Source organism: Paenibacillus sp. FSL E2-0190, assembly GCF_037992965.1.
GTDB classification, from domain to species: Bacteria; Bacillota; Bacilli; order Paenibacillales; family Paenibacillaceae; genus Paenibacillus_AQ; species Paenibacillus_AQ odorifer.
The window spans coordinates 497,318-512,556 of sequence record NZ_CP150306.1 but is presented as its reverse complement, the minus strand read 5'-3'; the positions used below and the strand labels follow the sequence as shown (position 1 = coordinate 512,556).

Annotated in this window: 15 protein-coding genes; 6 read left to right on the top strand and 9 right to left on the bottom strand. The window is 47.8% G+C overall.

Annotated features, from left to right (window positions below; all coding sequences use genetic code 11):
* Positions 1–2: 2 nt before the first annotated feature.
* The gene (locus tag NST25_RS02260) at positions 3–578 is read right to left on the bottom strand and encodes a DUF4269 domain-containing protein (RefSeq protein WP_076302335.1); all 576 of its coding nucleotides are present in this window, start codon (positions 576–578) and stop codon (positions 3–5) included.
* 125 nt (positions 579–703) lie between these two features.
* Here NST25_RS02260 and NST25_RS02255 point away from each other — a divergent pair, with 125 nt between their 5' ends.
* Positions 704–1,603, top strand: coding sequence for an SDR family oxidoreductase (locus NST25_RS02255; RefSeq protein WP_076142074.1), 900 nt, complete (start codon positions 704–706; stop codon positions 1,601–1,603).
* 31 nt (positions 1,604–1,634) lie between these two features.
* Positions 1,635–2,090, top strand: a complete 456-nt coding sequence (locus NST25_RS02250; protein ID WP_076142073.1) for a hypothetical protein — start codon at positions 1,635–1,637, stop codon at positions 2,088–2,090.
* A gap of 16 nt (positions 2,091–2,106) precedes the next feature.
* On the opposite strand, the gene NST25_RS02245 is transcribed toward NST25_RS02250, so the two are convergent.
* The 3 genes from NST25_RS02245 to NST25_RS02235 form a co-directional block, all read right to left on the bottom strand.
* The gene (locus tag NST25_RS02245; protein WP_340393255.1) at positions 2,107–3,759 is read right to left on the bottom strand and encodes an NAD(P)H-hydrate dehydratase; all 1,653 of its coding nucleotides are present in this window, start codon (positions 3,757–3,759) and stop codon (positions 2,107–2,109) included.
* Positions 3,760–3,849: 90 nt separating this feature from the next.
* Positions 3,850–4,482: an NAD(P)H-binding protein gene (locus NST25_RS02240; protein WP_280753300.1), complete on the bottom strand. Its 633-nt coding sequence runs from the start codon at positions 4,480–4,482 to the stop codon at positions 3,850–3,852.
* A 231-nt stretch (positions 4,483–4,713) separates the two neighbouring features.
* Positions 4,714–5,127, bottom strand: coding sequence for a GNAT family N-acetyltransferase (locus NST25_RS02235; RefSeq protein ID WP_081383325.1), 414 nt, complete (start codon positions 5,125–5,127; stop codon positions 4,714–4,716).
* A 179-nt stretch (positions 5,128–5,306) separates the two neighbouring features.
* Here NST25_RS02235 and NST25_RS02230 point away from each other — a divergent pair, with 179 nt between their 5' ends.
* Complete coding sequence (locus tag NST25_RS02230) at positions 5,307–5,615, top strand: hypothetical protein (RefSeq protein WP_076134873.1); 309 nt, start codon at positions 5,307–5,309, stop codon at positions 5,613–5,615.
* An 807-nt stretch (positions 5,616–6,422) separates the two neighbouring features.
* Here NST25_RS02230 and NST25_RS02225 read toward each other — a convergent pair.
* The 4 genes from NST25_RS02225 to NST25_RS02210 all read right to left on the bottom strand — a co-directional run bounded on the left by NST25_RS02225 (position 6,423) and on the right by NST25_RS02210 (position 9,826).
* The gene (locus NST25_RS02225; RefSeq protein ID WP_076101319.1) at positions 6,423–6,647 is read right to left on the bottom strand and encodes a YezD family protein; all 225 of its coding nucleotides are present in this window, start codon (positions 6,645–6,647) and stop codon (positions 6,423–6,425) included.
* A 117-nt stretch (positions 6,648–6,764) separates the two neighbouring features.
* The gene (gene cysW, locus NST25_RS02220) at positions 6,765–7,628 is read right to left on the bottom strand and encodes a sulfate ABC transporter permease subunit CysW (RefSeq protein WP_340393254.1); all 864 of its coding nucleotides are present in this window, start codon (positions 7,626–7,628) and stop codon (positions 6,765–6,767) included.
* Positions 7,629–7,756: 128 nt separating this feature from the next.
* Entirely contained in the window at positions 7,757–8,605 is an 849-nt protein-coding gene (gene cysT, locus NST25_RS02215; RefSeq protein WP_076124574.1) for a sulfate ABC transporter permease subunit CysT, read from the bottom strand.
* 93 nt (positions 8,606–8,698) lie between these two features.
* A complete protein-coding gene (locus tag NST25_RS02210; protein WP_036682645.1) occupies positions 8,699–9,826 on the bottom strand; it encodes a sulfate ABC transporter substrate-binding protein in 1,128 nt (375 codons plus the stop codon).
* 387 nt (positions 9,827–10,213) lie between these two features.
* Here NST25_RS02210 and NST25_RS02205 point away from each other — a divergent pair, with 387 nt between their 5' ends.
* The gene (locus tag NST25_RS02205; protein WP_340393253.1) at positions 10,214–12,481 is read left to right on the top strand and encodes an alpha/beta hydrolase; all 2,268 of its coding nucleotides are present in this window, start codon (positions 10,214–10,216) and stop codon (positions 12,479–12,481) included.
* A gap of 129 nt (positions 12,482–12,610) precedes the next feature.
* Here NST25_RS02205 and NST25_RS02200 read toward each other — a convergent pair whose 3' ends face one another.
* On the bottom strand, positions 12,611–13,660 hold the full coding sequence (locus NST25_RS02200) for a lactonase family protein (RefSeq protein WP_076304330.1): 1,050 nt from the start codon (positions 13,658–13,660) through the stop codon (positions 12,611–12,613).
* Positions 13,661–13,910: 250 nt separating this feature from the next.
* Here NST25_RS02200 and NST25_RS02195 point away from each other — a divergent pair, with 250 nt between their 5' ends.
* Both NST25_RS02195 and NST25_RS02190 read left to right on the top strand, forming a co-directional pair.
* Positions 13,911–14,171, top strand: coding sequence for a GlsB/YeaQ/YmgE family stress response membrane protein (locus NST25_RS02195; RefSeq protein WP_036682650.1), 261 nt, complete (start codon positions 13,911–13,913; stop codon positions 14,169–14,171).
* A gap of 207 nt (positions 14,172–14,378) precedes the next feature.
* Entirely contained in the window at positions 14,379–14,879 is a 501-nt protein-coding gene (locus tag NST25_RS02190; protein WP_036682651.1) for a cytochrome c biogenesis protein CcdC, read from the top strand.
* The last annotated feature ends 360 nt before the right edge of the window (positions 14,880–15,239 follow it).

The following is a 15,239-nucleotide window of genomic DNA, read 5'->3' as shown; positions in this document are numbered from 1 at the left end:
GTCTATCCCCTCGCTTGTATAGAATGACAAAAAGCATAAAGAGCACTCCGCGGAAGCTTTTCCAGCATCAGCAGCGCTTCATAAGGGTCGCCTTCCAAGCCCAGCACTTGCGCGAAGGCAGGTTCGGTCTTCCACCCGTTTGTTTTCATTGTAATGATCTGCTGGCGAAAATCATTATCCAGCTGAGCTAGAATTTCCGCTTCAATGATCATATGTAAGTAACCATTCTGCAGAGCTGTGGGTCGCGGCTGCCCAAACAGTTCTATAGGCCAGCCACCGGCCATAAAGTTAATTTTCGTTCGTGGGACCCCATCAACCACACGCGATACACTAGTAAACTCATCCATGGTTCCGAAATATCGACTAACAATGTCCGTAAACTTTACGGAATCATGCACCTCACAAATAATATCCAGATCGCTGCCCTTCACCTGAATACCAAGCGGCACTGTGCCAACCAGCACCGGGTTATAGTCGGCCAGCAAACTCATAATATTTAATTTTCTTAACAGGGTATAGACCTCTTTTTGCACTGGAGTTCCACGATTCAGATAATCTATGTTTCGCCAATCATTCATCTCTGACAAACGCTCCCTCGAACTAGGTTATAAACACAGGCAGGACCGGATAACAGCGCACGCTTTTCTAGGCGCATGCATAGAAATATACGGAAGATAGAAGGCAAGGAGGAGTGTATGTAAAAATGAACCCCACCTACCCCTATTATGGGGAACAAACGATATGTAAGGAACAGCCTATTGCTTTTCCCCCACAGCACCAAGACCGTCAGCCTGGTCTAGAGAGTCTAATGAATCCTCGCCCCATCAGTGAAAATCCGGAGATCACCGGCAGCGGAAAGCTAAAAGGAAAAATTGCGCTCATCACCGGAGGCGACAGCGGAATTGGTAAAGCGGCGGCCATTGCTTTTGCAAAGGAAGGCGCAGATGTCGCTATAGCTTATTTATACGAAGCTTCAGATGCAGAGGTCACTCAGCGGCGAATTGAAGAATTAGGGCAACGTTGTTTGCGGATCGAAGTTGATTTACGCCATAAGGAAAACTGCTTCAAGGCTGTGGAGCATACCCTTCGCACTTTTGGCAAGCTGGACATCCTCGTCAACAATCATGGCGTCCAGTACCCGCAAAAAAGTATTCTGGATATCACGGAAGCACAGCTCTACCAAACGTTTCAGACGAATATATTTCCATTCTTTTACCTGACACAAGCCGCACTTCCACATCTAAAAAAAGGCGCAGCCATCATCAACACTGCTTCCATTACTGCCTATCAAGGAAATAAAGAGCTTATAGATTATTCCTCAACTAAAGGCGCGATCGTCTCCTTTACCCGCTCTTTAGCCTTATCACTCGTAGACTCTGGCATTCGTGTCAATAGCGTAGCTCCCGGACCCGTATGGACACCACTAATTCCCTCCAGCTACTCTGCAGATGAGGTTAGTGTATTTGGGACGGATACACCCTTTAAACGTGCCGCACAGCCATATGAGTTAGCAGGAGCCTATCTTTATTTAGCGGGACCGGATTCTTCGTATGTTACCGGGACATGTATTCATGTCAATGGTGGAGACATGGTCACCAGCTGATGCATTACACCACGAGAGGAATGTATATCAAATGAATAAGATAAATGATTATGATATCTCTTCTGTCCGCCTAAGCAGTGGCATGTACGCATTAACCAAATTAGCCTGCGCAGGGCTAACTTACGTCCTTATTACCTTACTTATGCTTGGATTTCCACAATCCGATGGAATTCCTGAAGGCTGGCCACTATCGATTCCTTATGCCATTTATGCTTATGGATTGCCTGCGGCGTTAGTAGCAGATGTACTGCTGCGTATTCTGCGCTCCAAATCCCCTATCCTGCCCCTTGCTGTATATGTCGTCACGGGTTTTGGTGCAGGTCTATGGCTGGCAGCGGAACAAGGTGCAGAGTATCTGCTATGGGGTCTGGGTGGAGTCCTGGGACTACTCCTTCTCAGAGTGACCCAGCTTGGTGTAGAAAGGTTTCCTCTGTTGCTGCCAGTATTCGCCCTATTTCTGCCACTGCTCTGCTTACTGCTGTCATAAGCTTTATTAGGGATACTCAAAGCGCTTCAATGATATCTCCGGCAATAATAGCCGCCGGATTATTCCGCTGACGGGCTGCTTCCTCTCCTGCTAATCCGTGCAGGTATACCCCAAAAGCTGCTGCCTGCGTAGCATGAAGTCCCTGAGCCAGCAGGCTGGAAATCATGCCCGTTAGCACATCACCAGCTCCACCAGTGCCCATGCCGGGATGGCCTGTGGTATTTACATAAGCTTGCCCTTCAGGAGTTGCTATCACGGTATGTGCTCCTTTTAACACAAGCGTAACCCCATGCTCCTTGGCATAGTCCATAGCCAGACCGATTCGGTCACGTTGGACCTCAGCCGTAGTTAGGTTAGCCAGGCGAGCCATTTCGCCTGGGTGAGGTGTCAGAATTACAGAATGACGGCGCCGCGCCCAACTCTTATAATCGGAGTCAGCCAGAATATTTAAAGCATCCGCATCGATAACCAGCGGGCAATCACTGCCTTCCCAAAGACTGCGAAGCCAATCTGTATCACCCGGGAACCGTCCAAGACCTGGTCCCACAGCGATTACATTTCGCTCTTCGCTTAACTTCAGTAGCTCGGACGCGGTCTCAGCCTCCCAGTTTCCCTCTTCACTGCCACCTACATCAGCCAGCATGAGTTCAGGAACAACACCGATGACGGAAGGTAACAGCTTCTTAGGAAGCGCCCACGTCACCAGTCCGCAGCCCGTGCGCAGCGCAGCACGGGCTGCCAGTAGTCCGGCGCCGCTCATCCGTAAGGTGCCGGCAGCAAGGAGTACATGCCCATAAGTTCCCTTATGGCCTTCTGGTGACCGCCGCCGGGCCAGATCGACACCCAGATGGGCATGCAGCACTTCCGGTGTCAGCAGGTGAACCTGCACACCGCTGTTAAGAGCCAGAGCAGTCGGAATGCCGATGGCCCGTACCTTGACATGCCCCGCTGCGCCTGCACCGGGGTATTGCAGGAGGCCTCGCTTGAGAAACGCGAGGCATACCGTCACTGACGCATGAATGCAAGGCTCATGCGTCTCTCCTGTGTCCGCGTTCAGACCACTGGGGATGTCCGCGGACACAATGACCTTGCCGCTGCTGTTCGCTGCGGCAATCAGCTCCGCATAGGCGCCGCGCGGGGCTCCCGCGCCGCCGGTGCCGAGCAGCGCATCCAGGATGCCGCTGCACTCGGCAAGGTCCAGCCGATCCCTGCCGTATACTACGGCAGGCAGGCCCATGGCTGCAGCGGCATCGCGCTGCAGGGCGGCCTCGCCGGAGAGCGACTCCGGCGGCACCGCATAGACGAGCGTGACGGCGATGCCGGTCTCGCGAAGGTACCGTGCGGCGGCGAGGCCATCGCCGCCGTTGTTGCCTTTGCCGACGAGGATGAACCATCGCTCGGCTGCTGCGGCAGAGGCAAGCGTCAGCGCATGATCTGCGCTGACCTTAAATGCCTTGCCTGGGTCACCCAGCGCGGCCTCCTTTAGCCCGGCATCGTTCCCTTCGGCTGCATTCCTGCAGCCTGCCCCGCCTCTCTCCCGGCAAAGCGCGATGATCTCCTCTGCGATAACTCTTCCCGCATTCTCCATCAGCGCAATCGCTGGAATCCCCAGCTGCTGGATCGTTTCGCTGTCCAGCTGCCTCATTTGCTCAGCAGTTACCAGATACATGATTTAGCCCCTTTCCGCTATCTACCGTTCCAAAGCTTCACAGGCAATTCCAAATACAAGTCCGAGCGCAAGTCCGGCGCAAGTCTGATATCAGTAAGCGACAGTAAATCGGGCCCGACTAAAATTCCCTTCCTCCAGCTCGTCCACCATAGCTACAGCGAAATCCTCCACACTAATCTTGCTTTCACTATTCTCATCTAGAATAAGACGGTCCAATCCGATGCGGAAATGACCTGTACGACGACCTGGATGAACTACCGCAGCAGGACTGAGATACGTATAATCCAATTCTGTATTTTTGTAAATCTCATAAGCCTGCGCATGCGCCTCTGCAACTGGTTTAAACTCTTCCGGAAAATCCGGTGTATTCATCAGCAGCTCTCCAGTTTCAGTCTTTAAGCTACCTGCACCTCCAACAACCAACAGCCGATTTAACCCTGCCGTCTGCATACCCTCCACCAACGCTTTTGCCGCCGTAATCAGATCCAGCTCGTGGCCCGCTCCTGGTCCATAAGCACTAATTACCTCTTCATGGCCACGGACCGCAGCTGCTACTGAAGCCGGATCAAGAATATCCACCGTTGTGACATGTAAACGCTCGTGTTCGAGAGTTACTGACTCTGGATTGCGTACCGCAGCTGTTACTTCGTGTTTTCTTTTTAATGCCTCCTGTACAATTGCCTTTCCAATCGTTCCTGAAGCGCCCAATATTACAACATCCATCTTGTTGTTCCTCACATTCTACGAGCAAGACCATTATCGTGCAGCCTTCTGCTCAATTATTTTTTTGATGCTCATCTGAATAGCTTTTCCCTTACAGCCTTTAAACATTATTTATCCCCTGAGATCCAATCGAAACCAGATCGCACCTACTACTCCACTTCCAGACCAAAAACCCCTTAACCAATACAAGGGGCACTCTCTACTAAAAAAGCAGCATGAATTCGCCTTAGCTTAGCGACGCAAAAACATTCCCTGAGAACGTGGCATAACCGATTCAAATCCATATTGTGCATAGAGCTTCGAGGCTTCTCCATCTGCAATCAGACTTACATAAGCCTTGTCAGGTACAGTATTAAGGAACTCTCTAATTTCCCGCATGATCAGCTTTCCCAAACCTCGTCCTTGATGTGAAGGCTTGACCGCAATATCTGTGACCTGAAAAAAGCATCCCCCATCGCCAATCACCCGCCCCATCCCGATTAGGTTATTCTCCTCATACAAAGTTACCGCAAAAATAGAACGAGGCAAACCGATCGCTGCACCTTCCACACTCATTTCACTCAGCCCAGCTTCTTTTCTCAGCGCCAAATACTGTTCCACTGAAGGCTGTTCATGGCGTATATCAAGCTTACTAGTTGTTTCCATCCGCACTCCTCCGTTCAGCATTGCTGTTCCCACTATATACGACTGCATGGTTCACAGGCAAGGCTCACTGCTAGGGATGTTTTTGAAACTGAGGGATAAGCATTATATTCTTGAATTCCTTTACTGACTGTGTGGAATAGTATCTGTAACAATATTTTTAAAAGGGTGGGTGAAGCATTATGTCTCCTGTAGCCAAGCTGTTTAAATGGGGAACATGCCTTTATGAAGCTTTTCTGGCTCTGCCGTTGATTGGCGGACTCTTTATCATTGCTAATGGTTGGGTCCCTTTGGCCATTGCCTTTTTGCTTCATGCTGTAGCCGTTGTTGTGCTGCAAAGAGAACATAAACCATTCATGGGTAACGTTCTGGGCATTATCACCTCGATTTTAGCTTTTGTTCCGATCGTTGGTTGGATTATGCACGCCATTACTGCGTTCATCCTGTTGATGGAGGGCGTATCCGCCTCACGCCAAGCCCCTCGTTATTAACAAACGTACTGCGTCATCAAAATATGTAGCTATCCCACGGGCCGAATCATTTGTAAAAGTCGTAAAAAGACAGATCATCCTCTGCGACCTACGAACCCGGATGACATCTTGCTGTGTTCTTATTGGTAGGCAGTCTGCTTCAATAGTCATCATTCCCTGCGACCTACGGACCCAGATGACATATTGCCGTGTTCTTACTCATGGGCGGTTTGCTTCAACACTCATCATTCCGGCGACCTACGGACCCAGATGACATATTGCTGTGTTCTTACTCATGAGCGATCTGCTTCAACACTCATCATTTCCGGCGACCTACGAACCCGGATGACATCTTGCTGTGTTCTTACTGGTAGGCGGTCTGCTTCAACAATCATCATTCCTGCGACCTACGAACCCGGATGACATCTTGCTGTGTTCTTACTGGTAGGCGGTCTGCTTCAACAGTCATCATTCCTGCGACCTAGGGACCCAGATGACGTTATTTGCACCTTTTCAGCTTTTGAAGCGTGGTTTCGGACTCCAGGGACGTTATTGCTTAGAATCAGGTCCATATGTGGTGTTTTTTATGCCAATAGCGGCTATGCGGTCCGTTAGCGGGGCAAATGTGGCATAATACTGCGTTTAGTGTCAACTGAGTCCGATGGGGTGCGTCATATGGTGCGTCATATGGTGCGTCATACGTGCCAAATATCAAGCATACGAAGAAAAAGGAGTTGCCCCAGCAGCCATTTCGTGGCTTATGTGACAACTCCATAATCTTTTATCCAAAAAGATGATATATACCTTTATGATTGCCCAGAGATTGAATCAACGTCCCGCCGATTGAGAATCGGCCCGCCGGCTGCCGCTTTCACCAATATAACGTCCATTTGCGTTGCCACTGCTATTCTCAAACCGTTTGCGTTCCGTACGCTCCATCTGAACAATCTGACCTTCATGAACCACAATATGCAATGAGCCAAATTCCATATCATCCAGAAGTCCTGCAATCCGCGTAAGCCATAAATCGTCCACTTTCAGCGGTTTAGCCATTCTCTAGCCTCCCTTTCTCACCAAAGGATTATATCCGCCTAAATTCCTTTTTTCCTCAATTCCGTTATTACCAACCAGTATACTATGAATTAACTTAGCATGGAACTAAAAGTCATGTCAATGGGCATTTTTTCGCGACAACCAGCTTTTAATAATCATCGTTACCAAAGCCAATAACAGGAGCAAAGAAGCTACTGCAAAAGATGCTGAGAATTGATATTCGTTGTACAAAATCTCAACATGCAGCGGCAGCGTATTCGTCTCCCCACGGATGTGCCCGGACACCACAGAAACCGCACCAAACTCACCCATGGCCCGCGCATTACACAAAATAATGCCGTATAGTAACCCCCATTTAATATTAGGCAGCGTGACTCTGAAAAAGATTTGCCACCCATGTGCGCCGAGTGTAATTGCCGCTTCTTCCTCCTGTGTACCCTGATCCTCCATCAGCGGGATTAACTCACGTGCTACAAAAGGAAACGTCACAAACAACGTGGCTAGCACGATACCCGGAAGCGCAAATACGATCTTAATATCATGGGCGCTCAGCCAAGGGCCAAACCATCCGTTTGCTCCGAAGACGAGTACAAAGATTAGGCCGCCGATGACTGGCGAGACTGCAAAAGGGAGATCAATCAAGGTGATCAGAAACCCTTTGCCGCGGAAACGGAACTTGGTTACAGCCCACGCCGCTATTACACCAAAAAAGGTATTCAGAGGCACAGTTATCGCCGCAACAAGCAGCGTCAATCGCAGCGCTGAGCGGGCATCCGGATCAGTCAGGGCAGCAATATATACGTCCCAGCCCTTCTTCAGCGCCTCGGTTAGCACAACAACTAATGGCAGAGCAATCAGCCAAAAAAGGACTAGCCCAGCCGCTCCGATCAACACCCATTTTACAATTGGGGTTTCCGTTGTCGCGGACGAGGACGCATTCTTTTGTAGCCGGGGGGTATGGAGAGGGACGGTACCGGCCAAAATTATTCCTCCTTTAAAGGGTTTTACGAAGACAAGATAGCTTGGAATATTCAATATCAACGGCAGATATCGAGTGTCTCCGAGTAAGTTTGAACATGTTCGGACGTCTGCTGTCACGGCGATTACCCTCAACGAGAAGTCTTACGAACCCAGCGCTGAAGTGTATTAATAACAAGTAACATTAAGAAAGAGATGAGGAGCAATAGCAGGGCAACGGCGGTAGCTCCGGCATAATCATATTGCTCCAGTTTAGACATAATAAGCAGCGGAGCAATCTCCGTCCTCATCGGCATGTTACCGGAGATGAACACGACGGAGCCGAATTCACCGATGCCCCGAGCAAAAGCTAGAGCAAAACCTGTTAGCAGTGGCGGAAACAGCTCAGGCAGAACTACTGAGCGAAAGGTTCTCCAGCGGCCTGCGCCAAGGGTTGCCGAAGCCTCCTCCATATCTCTGTCCAAATCCTCCAGCACCGGCTGCACCGTCCGGACAACGAACGGTATGCCGATGAACATCAAAGCCAAGGTAATCCCGAGCGGAGTGAATGCCACCTTTAATCCCAGCGGCTCAAGCCAAGACCCAATCCAGCCATTGCCTGCATAGAGCGCCGTCAAGGAGACACCAGCTACAGCTGTCGGCAAGGCAAACGGGAGATCGATCAGCGCATCAAATATTCTTTTGCCCGGAAATTCATAACGTACCAGTACCCACGCCAGCAAAAGACCTAGAATTGCATCTACAAAAGCAGCCGCAGCAGCTGTCGACAGGCTCACACGATACGAAGCTAATACCCGCGGGTCCGTAGCTACATCCCAGAATTTCGCCCAGCTCAGACCTGTAGAATTGAACAGTAGCGCCGAAAGTGGCAGTAGAACCACTAGACTCAGGTATAAAACACTGTAGCCCATCGTCAGCCCGAAGCCGGGCAGTATTTTGCGCCGCGTTGCTGCTGGTGCAGCCGTAGTGGTGACATTCATCCCCTATTCATCCTTTCTCGCCTTCGGCCTTTTAGCCGATCAGCCCCTACCGGGACAAATCTCAATGATCATATTCTGCATTTCATTCATCTGTTATTTGGCACCTGGCACATAAATCTTGTCAAAGATCCCGCCATCATTAAAATGTTTCTCTTGCGTTTCTTTCCAGGTTCCGAATTTGTCAGCCAATGTAAACAGCTTGATTTCCGGGAACTTATCTTTGTATTCTTCTTTCACGCTATCTAATGTAGGACGGTAGTAATTCTCAGCCGCGATTTTTTGTCCCTCTTCACTATAGAGATACTTCAGGTACGCCTCGGATACCTCACGCGTGTCTCTTTTGTCCACAACCTTATCTACTATAGCTACTGGCGGTTCAGCCAGAATACTCTCCGAAGGATTCACGATATCAAATTTGTCCGGTCCCAGCTCTTCCACAGATAAATAGGCTTCATTCTCCCATGCGATCAGCACATCACCAATTCCACGCTCCACAAACGTTGTCGTAGATCCACGCGCACCGGTATCCAGCACTGGCACATGCTTGAACAGTTCTTTTACAAATTCCTCAGCCTTAGCCTCATCGTTATTGTTCTGGTCTAGTGCATAACCCCAAGCCGCCAAGTAGTTCCAGCGTGCTCCACCTGATGTTTTCGGGTTTGGTGTAATAACCTCTACGCCCTCTTTGAGCAGATCTGGCCAATCCTTGATTCCTTTCGGATTCCCTTTGCGTACAAGGAACACGATAGTCGAGGTGTAAGGTGAGCTGTTATGATCGAATTTACTTTGCCAGCCCTCGTTGATTAGTCCCTTTTCCTGCAAGGCATCAATATCATAACCAAGTGCTAATGTCACAACATCCGCTTCCAGGCCATCAAGCACAGCACGGCTTTGTTTCCCCGATCCACCGTGGGATTGTTTAATGGTGACCTTCTGTCCTGTTTCTTTCTCCCAATAGGCAGCAAAAGCTTTATTATAATTCTCGTACAATTCGCGAGTAGGGTCATAAGATACGTTCAGTAGTTCTACTGGATCTTTAGATGGAGTTTTGGTGGCTTCAGCCGCATTTGTGGCCTCCGCTGAATTGGTTGTTGCTGGTGCGTCTGTTGCCGGACTAGCACTATTGCCGTTATTGTTATTGCTGCCGCAAGCAGCAGTAAGCCCTGCCGTCAGCAACAAGCTAAACCCTACAAGAAGCCCTTTATTCATCTTTTTCTTCATCTTTTCCACTCCCCCATGTTTTTTCGTACCAGACAAACCCTTGGGTAACACAAAAAGAACGGAGGAAAGCCTACGTATGGCAGGTCAAACCGGTCCTAAGACCGTGTCTGCGAGCCTAATGCAGGCGTTCCTCCGTTCGTACGGTAAGAACCTTCTTCAATTATTCCTATCTACTTAGTTGGTTTATATGGATATAATACTGAAACCCTTTAACTGTGTCAAACCTTTTTTTCCAGCCTATGTCAAAGAAAACTCCCACACACCACACCATACAAGCTATGGGGTCGGTTCCTGTAAGATCCACTTGTTATTGATGCTATAAAGTAATATTATTGCTACAGCTTATGGGTTAAGAGAAATTACCGCTTTATGTCAGGGGAGAGAGTCATGGGTATGGATTTAGAGTACGTCCCTGTGCCGTTGAAACCGCGGCTCCACAGACGTATGGCTCAAGAAATTGGACGAAGAATTAGGGGAACCTACCGTTACGATACAGCAGTTTGGAGAACAGCAATAGCCGGTCTGTGGATAATATGCTTTTTAGCCTTTAGTACTGCCGTGTTAGGCATTCCTACTGGATTAGGTAAACCTACCGATATCGCTCTTGCTGCAGGTGCAGGCACTGTCCTGCTGGCGATTTCTGGCAATATCTTGGCTGTTCTGCTAGCGTTGACCGGACTGCGTATCCCAAGATTATTCGCAGGCTGTGTATTGAGTGATTTTGGAGCTATTCTACTAATCTTATATTATGCGGATTTTGAGATTGAGGCTGCGGTTGTCATTGCGGTCGTGCTTGCACTGCTAGGAGCACTAGGCGGATTAGCCATTGGCCTGCTCCGCAGCAAAAGAATAACATTAGGACTTCTGCTAACAGTGGCAGTGACTTTTTCCCCACTTGCGCTGGCAAGCGGAGTGCAAGAACTGCCTATTTCAGAGTCGGTCGACATCAACGATACGGAAGTTGTTCCACTTACAGCCTCCGATCCTGGAAAACCAGGTAATCTAGCTTATCAGACCTTCACCTATGCCAGTGGTACCGATCTACATCGTGCCGAATACGGTAAGGATACAAGCTTGATATCCTCTACGGCCGATGCTTCTGCTTATATTAAGGATTGGTCAAAGCTGCGCACTTTATTCTGGGGTTTCGATTATAAGGCACTTCCCTTGAATGGTCGCGTATGGATGCCAGAAGGTGAAGGTCCTTATCCAGTAGTACTGATGGTGCACGGCAACCATATGATGGAAGATTACTCTGATGGCGGGTACGCTTATCTCGGCGAACTATTGGCAAGCCGGGGATTTATCGCGATCTCGCTCGATGAGAATTTCCTGAATTATTCTGCTTGGTCCGGTATTCCGGACAATGATTTTAAAGTACGGACTTGGATCCTACTGAAACATTTAGAGCAGCTAGCAGATTTTTCAGATGATCCGGGCAGTCCTTTTTATCAGAAAATAGATTTCACAAAAACCGCCCTGCTCGGCCATAGCCGCGGAGGACAAGCCGTAGCTATGGCCGCGGATGCCACTCGTTGGTTCAAGGATGATCCGGTGATGGCGGCAGTTAATCGCTTTAATATAACCTCTGTAATCGCGCTTGCACCAACGGACAAAACGATAGATGACCAGCAAGCCCGTCTCAAAGACATCAATTATTTGACCCTGCAGGGAGCCCGCGATGGAGATGTACATGATTTCTATGGTGATCGGCAGTATATACGTACCTCCTATTCCCAAGGATCATCTGCTTTCAAAAGCTCGCTGTATATTGCGGACGCCAATCACAGTCAATTCAACAGCGATTGGGGCGGGTATGATCAGACCTTGCCAGCTGGACTCTTCTTAAATCGGGCACAAATCATGGATGCAGACAAACAACGGCAAATCGCTAAGGTCTATGTATCAGCTTTCTTGGAGACCACCTTGCATAAAAAGGAGGAATACCAAAGCTTGTTCCGGGATTATCGCAGCGGGCTGAAGTGGTTACCAGATACCGCCTACTACAATCAATTCCAAAGCGGGGGATATCGTCCTGTAGCCACATTCGACGATGACCGTAACAAAAACACAGTAGAACTGGGAACAGCAGAAGCATCGGGTGTTTCTTGGTCAGAAGAGCTGGCTAAAGACCGGGAGTCAAAAAGCAAAGCCACCTATGGTGTTGTCCTTGAACGCACAGCCAGCAAAAACGAAGAAGCTTATTACAACATTAAGCTTAACGACAGTGTCCGTACTGAAACTGCTCTTTTAGGGGCAGATGGCCTTACGTTCTCTATGGCAAATCTGAATGGTGACATTAGTGAAGAAATGGATGTTCCACTACCTCCAAAGGTTGAGGTGGAGTTAACTGACCATAATGATACCTCAGCCCGCTTGACGCTGGATGAAGTAATGGACATACTGCCGCTTCCACAAACTCAGTTCACGTTATTCCCATGGCTTGAAGAGCGGATAAACGATGGCAAATACGGTGACCTTTCCGAAGCTGTATTTCAAACCTACGAGATGCCGTTCGAACAATTTCAAGAGGAAGAACCAGAGCTGGATCCTGACAACCTGACGGAAATCACCTTCTATCTTGATGAAGAAGGCGACCGGATCATGCTGGATGACATCGGTTTTTACGATTTAGGTATCCGAAATACATTTTAAAAAATCACTTGCTATTATCCTTAGGTCTTCATTTGCAAAATAGGGCTATTCCCAACCTCCACTCACGAAAAAATGAATGGATACGGGAATAGCCCTTATTTTTACGACATACAATAACCTAGTCTCAGCCTACAACGCTTGCACACAAACAGGTGACTTCATTTCCAATTCATTTCCTGTAGGGATTAATCTGCCACTCTCACTATCGATGGAGAACGAGGTAATATTATCACTATTCTGATTAGCAGCAAGCAGCTTATCCCCAATAATTGCAAAGTTACGCGGAGTACGCCCGCCGGTACCCTGCCAATCCACTGCTTCAAGCAGACCCGTTAATTCATCGATATGGAACAGGGCGATACTGTCTTGTCCCCGATTGGAGACATACAGGAATCTGCCACAAGGGGAGACATGAATATCGGAAGCTGTATCGTCACTACCGGCAGTATAATTATCAGGAAGCGTGCTAAGATGCTGTAAAACATTTAGATTTGCATCCTGTTCATCATTAGCAAATGCCGTTACTGTACAATTCAGTTCATTCGCCAGGTAGATCCATTGTCCAGAGGGATGCACCGCCAGATGACGTGGACCTGAACCAGGTGGCAGATTAAGCTCACGATGTTTTACCAGTTTGCCCTCTTCAGGGCGATAGATCACAATTTGATCCAGTCCCAAATCGCACACCAGCACATGTCTACCACTTGCGTCCGGAATGACAGAGTGCGGATGCGGAGCCTCCTGACGGTCTTCACGAATGCCTGAACCCACATGTTTTACTTGGTCGGACATCTCTTGAAGCGAACCATCTTCATTTACAGGAAAAGCATTAACATTGCCTCCCGAGTAATTGGAGACGAATATGTAATCTTCCTTAGGACTAATGGAGACATAACAAGGAGCGCCACCTTCCGTAGGACGACTTCCAAGTGATTTCAACGCTTTAGTTGCAGGATCAATTGCATATGCGTAAACCTCACCTTGATCCTTCTCACTAACTGCATACAACACGCTGCCTGCTTTATTCACAGCTAAAAACGATGGATTTTCAATTCCCTCGGTACCCTCAAGAATTCTCATTTCCCCCGACAAAAGACTAAGCGCACATAACTGAATCGCCTTCTCGTTCTCAGAGTTATACGTTCCTACATAAAACAATGCCTCATTAGCCCGTTCCATAATAGTGGCTCCTTTATCTTTTATGTATTGTATTACTTCTTACTTACCCTTTACTAATAGGGGTTTACTCATAATTTTATAATATTTTTTCACTATAGCATGTTTATAGTTGTAATACATTATCGAAACTGCATTTAGAGCCTACTTCCTAACCATTCCGGAAGAAGTAAGTTTTTCCATGTGGTTTAAAGATGGTCACAAAGGTTAATAGTAGACATCGCAAACAACAAAACGAAGGAGTTGAAGTAACATGAGTTTTCTATGGATGTTAATCGTTGGTGGGGTTATTGGTTGGTTGGCTGGTCTGATTATGGGCAGAGATATTCCTGGTGGTGTTATCGGTAATATCATCGCTGGTATTATCGGTTCATGGCTGGGTGGCGTGCTTCTGGGAAGCTGGGGACCTAAAGTAAGTGATTTCTACTTCTTCCCTTCTTTGATCGGTGCCGTTGTGCTGATCTTTATCGTGAGCCTTATTCTTCGCTCGACAAGTGGACGCAGCCGTTCGTAAGTCTGGGCTGAGATAATAATATTCACATCAATAAATCCTCGTCAGAGTATGCTCTGGCGGGGATTTTTGTATGTATCGTTCCTTTAAGAAAAAATTCCTCTGCTGGAATTGTTGCGGGGATGGAGCCAATACACTTCAATGTTTTGCCATCGTTTTTCTGTTATAATGAAGATACAAGTGACTGAAATCATAGAGAGGTCGTGTATCATGGGTAACATAAACCCCTCGCTTCTACATATTGGCTCCACATTAGGGGCTTTGTTCATGGCGCTGATGGTTATTTTCATTCGTCTAAAAGCAAGCGCACGTCCGGTTACTATTCGAAAAATATGGATTCCACCTCTCGGTATGTCGACGGGTTTTGCCATGTTTGTGGCACCTGCGGTCAGATTCCCATTATGGTGGGCGGCAGTCGCCTTTTTGATTGGCTGGTTCATCTTCGCGTATCCTCTTATACGCAGCACCCACTTTGAACAACGTGATGGACAAATTTACGCTCAACGCTCCAAGAGCTTTGCGTTTATCCTGCTCGGACTTCTTCTAGTCCGCACTTTACTCCATGAATTTATTAACCGTTATGTGTCTATTCCACAGTCCGGTGGTTTGTTCTTTATTTTAGCCTTCGGCATGATTGTTCATTGGAGATTTTTTATGTTCAAGCGTTATAAGGCTATGACCTCCTCGGGAAGTCTGCTGCCGCAGCCATGATTATCAATAATAATCCTAAGAAGCCATCTCAGGGTTCTTACCCGATATCCTTGAGATGACTTCTTACCTCTTGTAACTCAAGCTTATGTTCTCCTCTGCTTTTTTCTACTTTCCACCCTTTTCTGACATCAATTAGCCATCCTCTTATTACATCCTCTTTAAGCACTTTACATACACTATAGGGATAGATCTCCTGAAATAACTAACTCATCATGTCACCTATTCAGCATTAAACAGAAAAAATATAATCTTTGCAAGTCCGATGTCAGGTAACTTGCGAAGGGATACGTTAAACTATAAGCATACCTAACGATAAGCTTCCAAAAGACCTTAATGCTGAAATAAATATCATTTGGAAGC

Bases quoted from the DNA above. Each gene is read 5' to 3' on its own strand.
- NST25_RS02260 (WP_076302335.1), bottom strand. From the start codon at position 578: ATGAATGATTGGCGAAACATAGATTATCTGAATCGTGGAACTCCAGTG.
- NST25_RS02255 (WP_076142074.1), top strand. From the start codon at position 704: ATGAACCCCACCTACCCCTATTATGGGGAACAAACGATATGTAAGGAA.
- NST25_RS02250 (WP_076142073.1), top strand. From the start codon at position 1,635: ATGAATAAGATAAATGATTATGATATCTCTTCTGTCCGCCTAAGCAGT.
- NST25_RS02245 (WP_340393255.1), bottom strand. From the start codon at position 3,759: ATGTATCTGGTAACTGCTGAGCAAATGAGGCAGCTGGACAGCGAAACG.
- NST25_RS02240 (WP_280753300.1), bottom strand. From the start codon at position 4,482: ATGGATGTTGTAATATTGGGCGCTTCAGGAACGATTGGAAAGGCAATT.
- NST25_RS02235 (WP_081383325.1), bottom strand. From the start codon at position 5,127: ATGGAAACAACTAGTAAGCTTGATATACGCCATGAACAGCCTTCAGTG.
- NST25_RS02230 (WP_076134873.1), top strand. From the start codon at position 5,307: ATGTCTCCTGTAGCCAAGCTGTTTAAATGGGGAACATGCCTTTATGAA.
- NST25_RS02225 (WP_076101319.1), bottom strand. From the start codon at position 6,647: ATGGCTAAACCGCTGAAAGTGGACGATTTATGGCTTACGCGGATTGCA.
- cysT (WP_076124574.1), bottom strand. From the start codon at position 8,605: ATGAATGTCACCACTACGGCTGCACCAGCAGCAACGCGGCGCAAAATA.
- NST25_RS02210 (WP_036682645.1), bottom strand. From the start codon at position 9,826: ATGAAGAAAAAGATGAATAAAGGGCTTCTTGTAGGGTTTAGCTTGTTG.
- NST25_RS02205 (WP_340393253.1), top strand. From the start codon at position 10,214: ATGGGTATGGATTTAGAGTACGTCCCTGTGCCGTTGAAACCGCGGCTC.
- NST25_RS02200 (WP_076304330.1), bottom strand. From the start codon at position 13,660: ATGGAACGGGCTAATGAGGCATTGTTTTATGTAGGAACGTATAACTCT.
- NST25_RS02195 (WP_036682650.1), top strand. From the start codon at position 13,911: ATGAGTTTTCTATGGATGTTAATCGTTGGTGGGGTTATTGGTTGGTTG.
- NST25_RS02190 (WP_036682651.1), top strand. From the start codon at position 14,379: ATGGGTAACATAAACCCCTCGCTTCTACATATTGGCTCCACATTAGGG.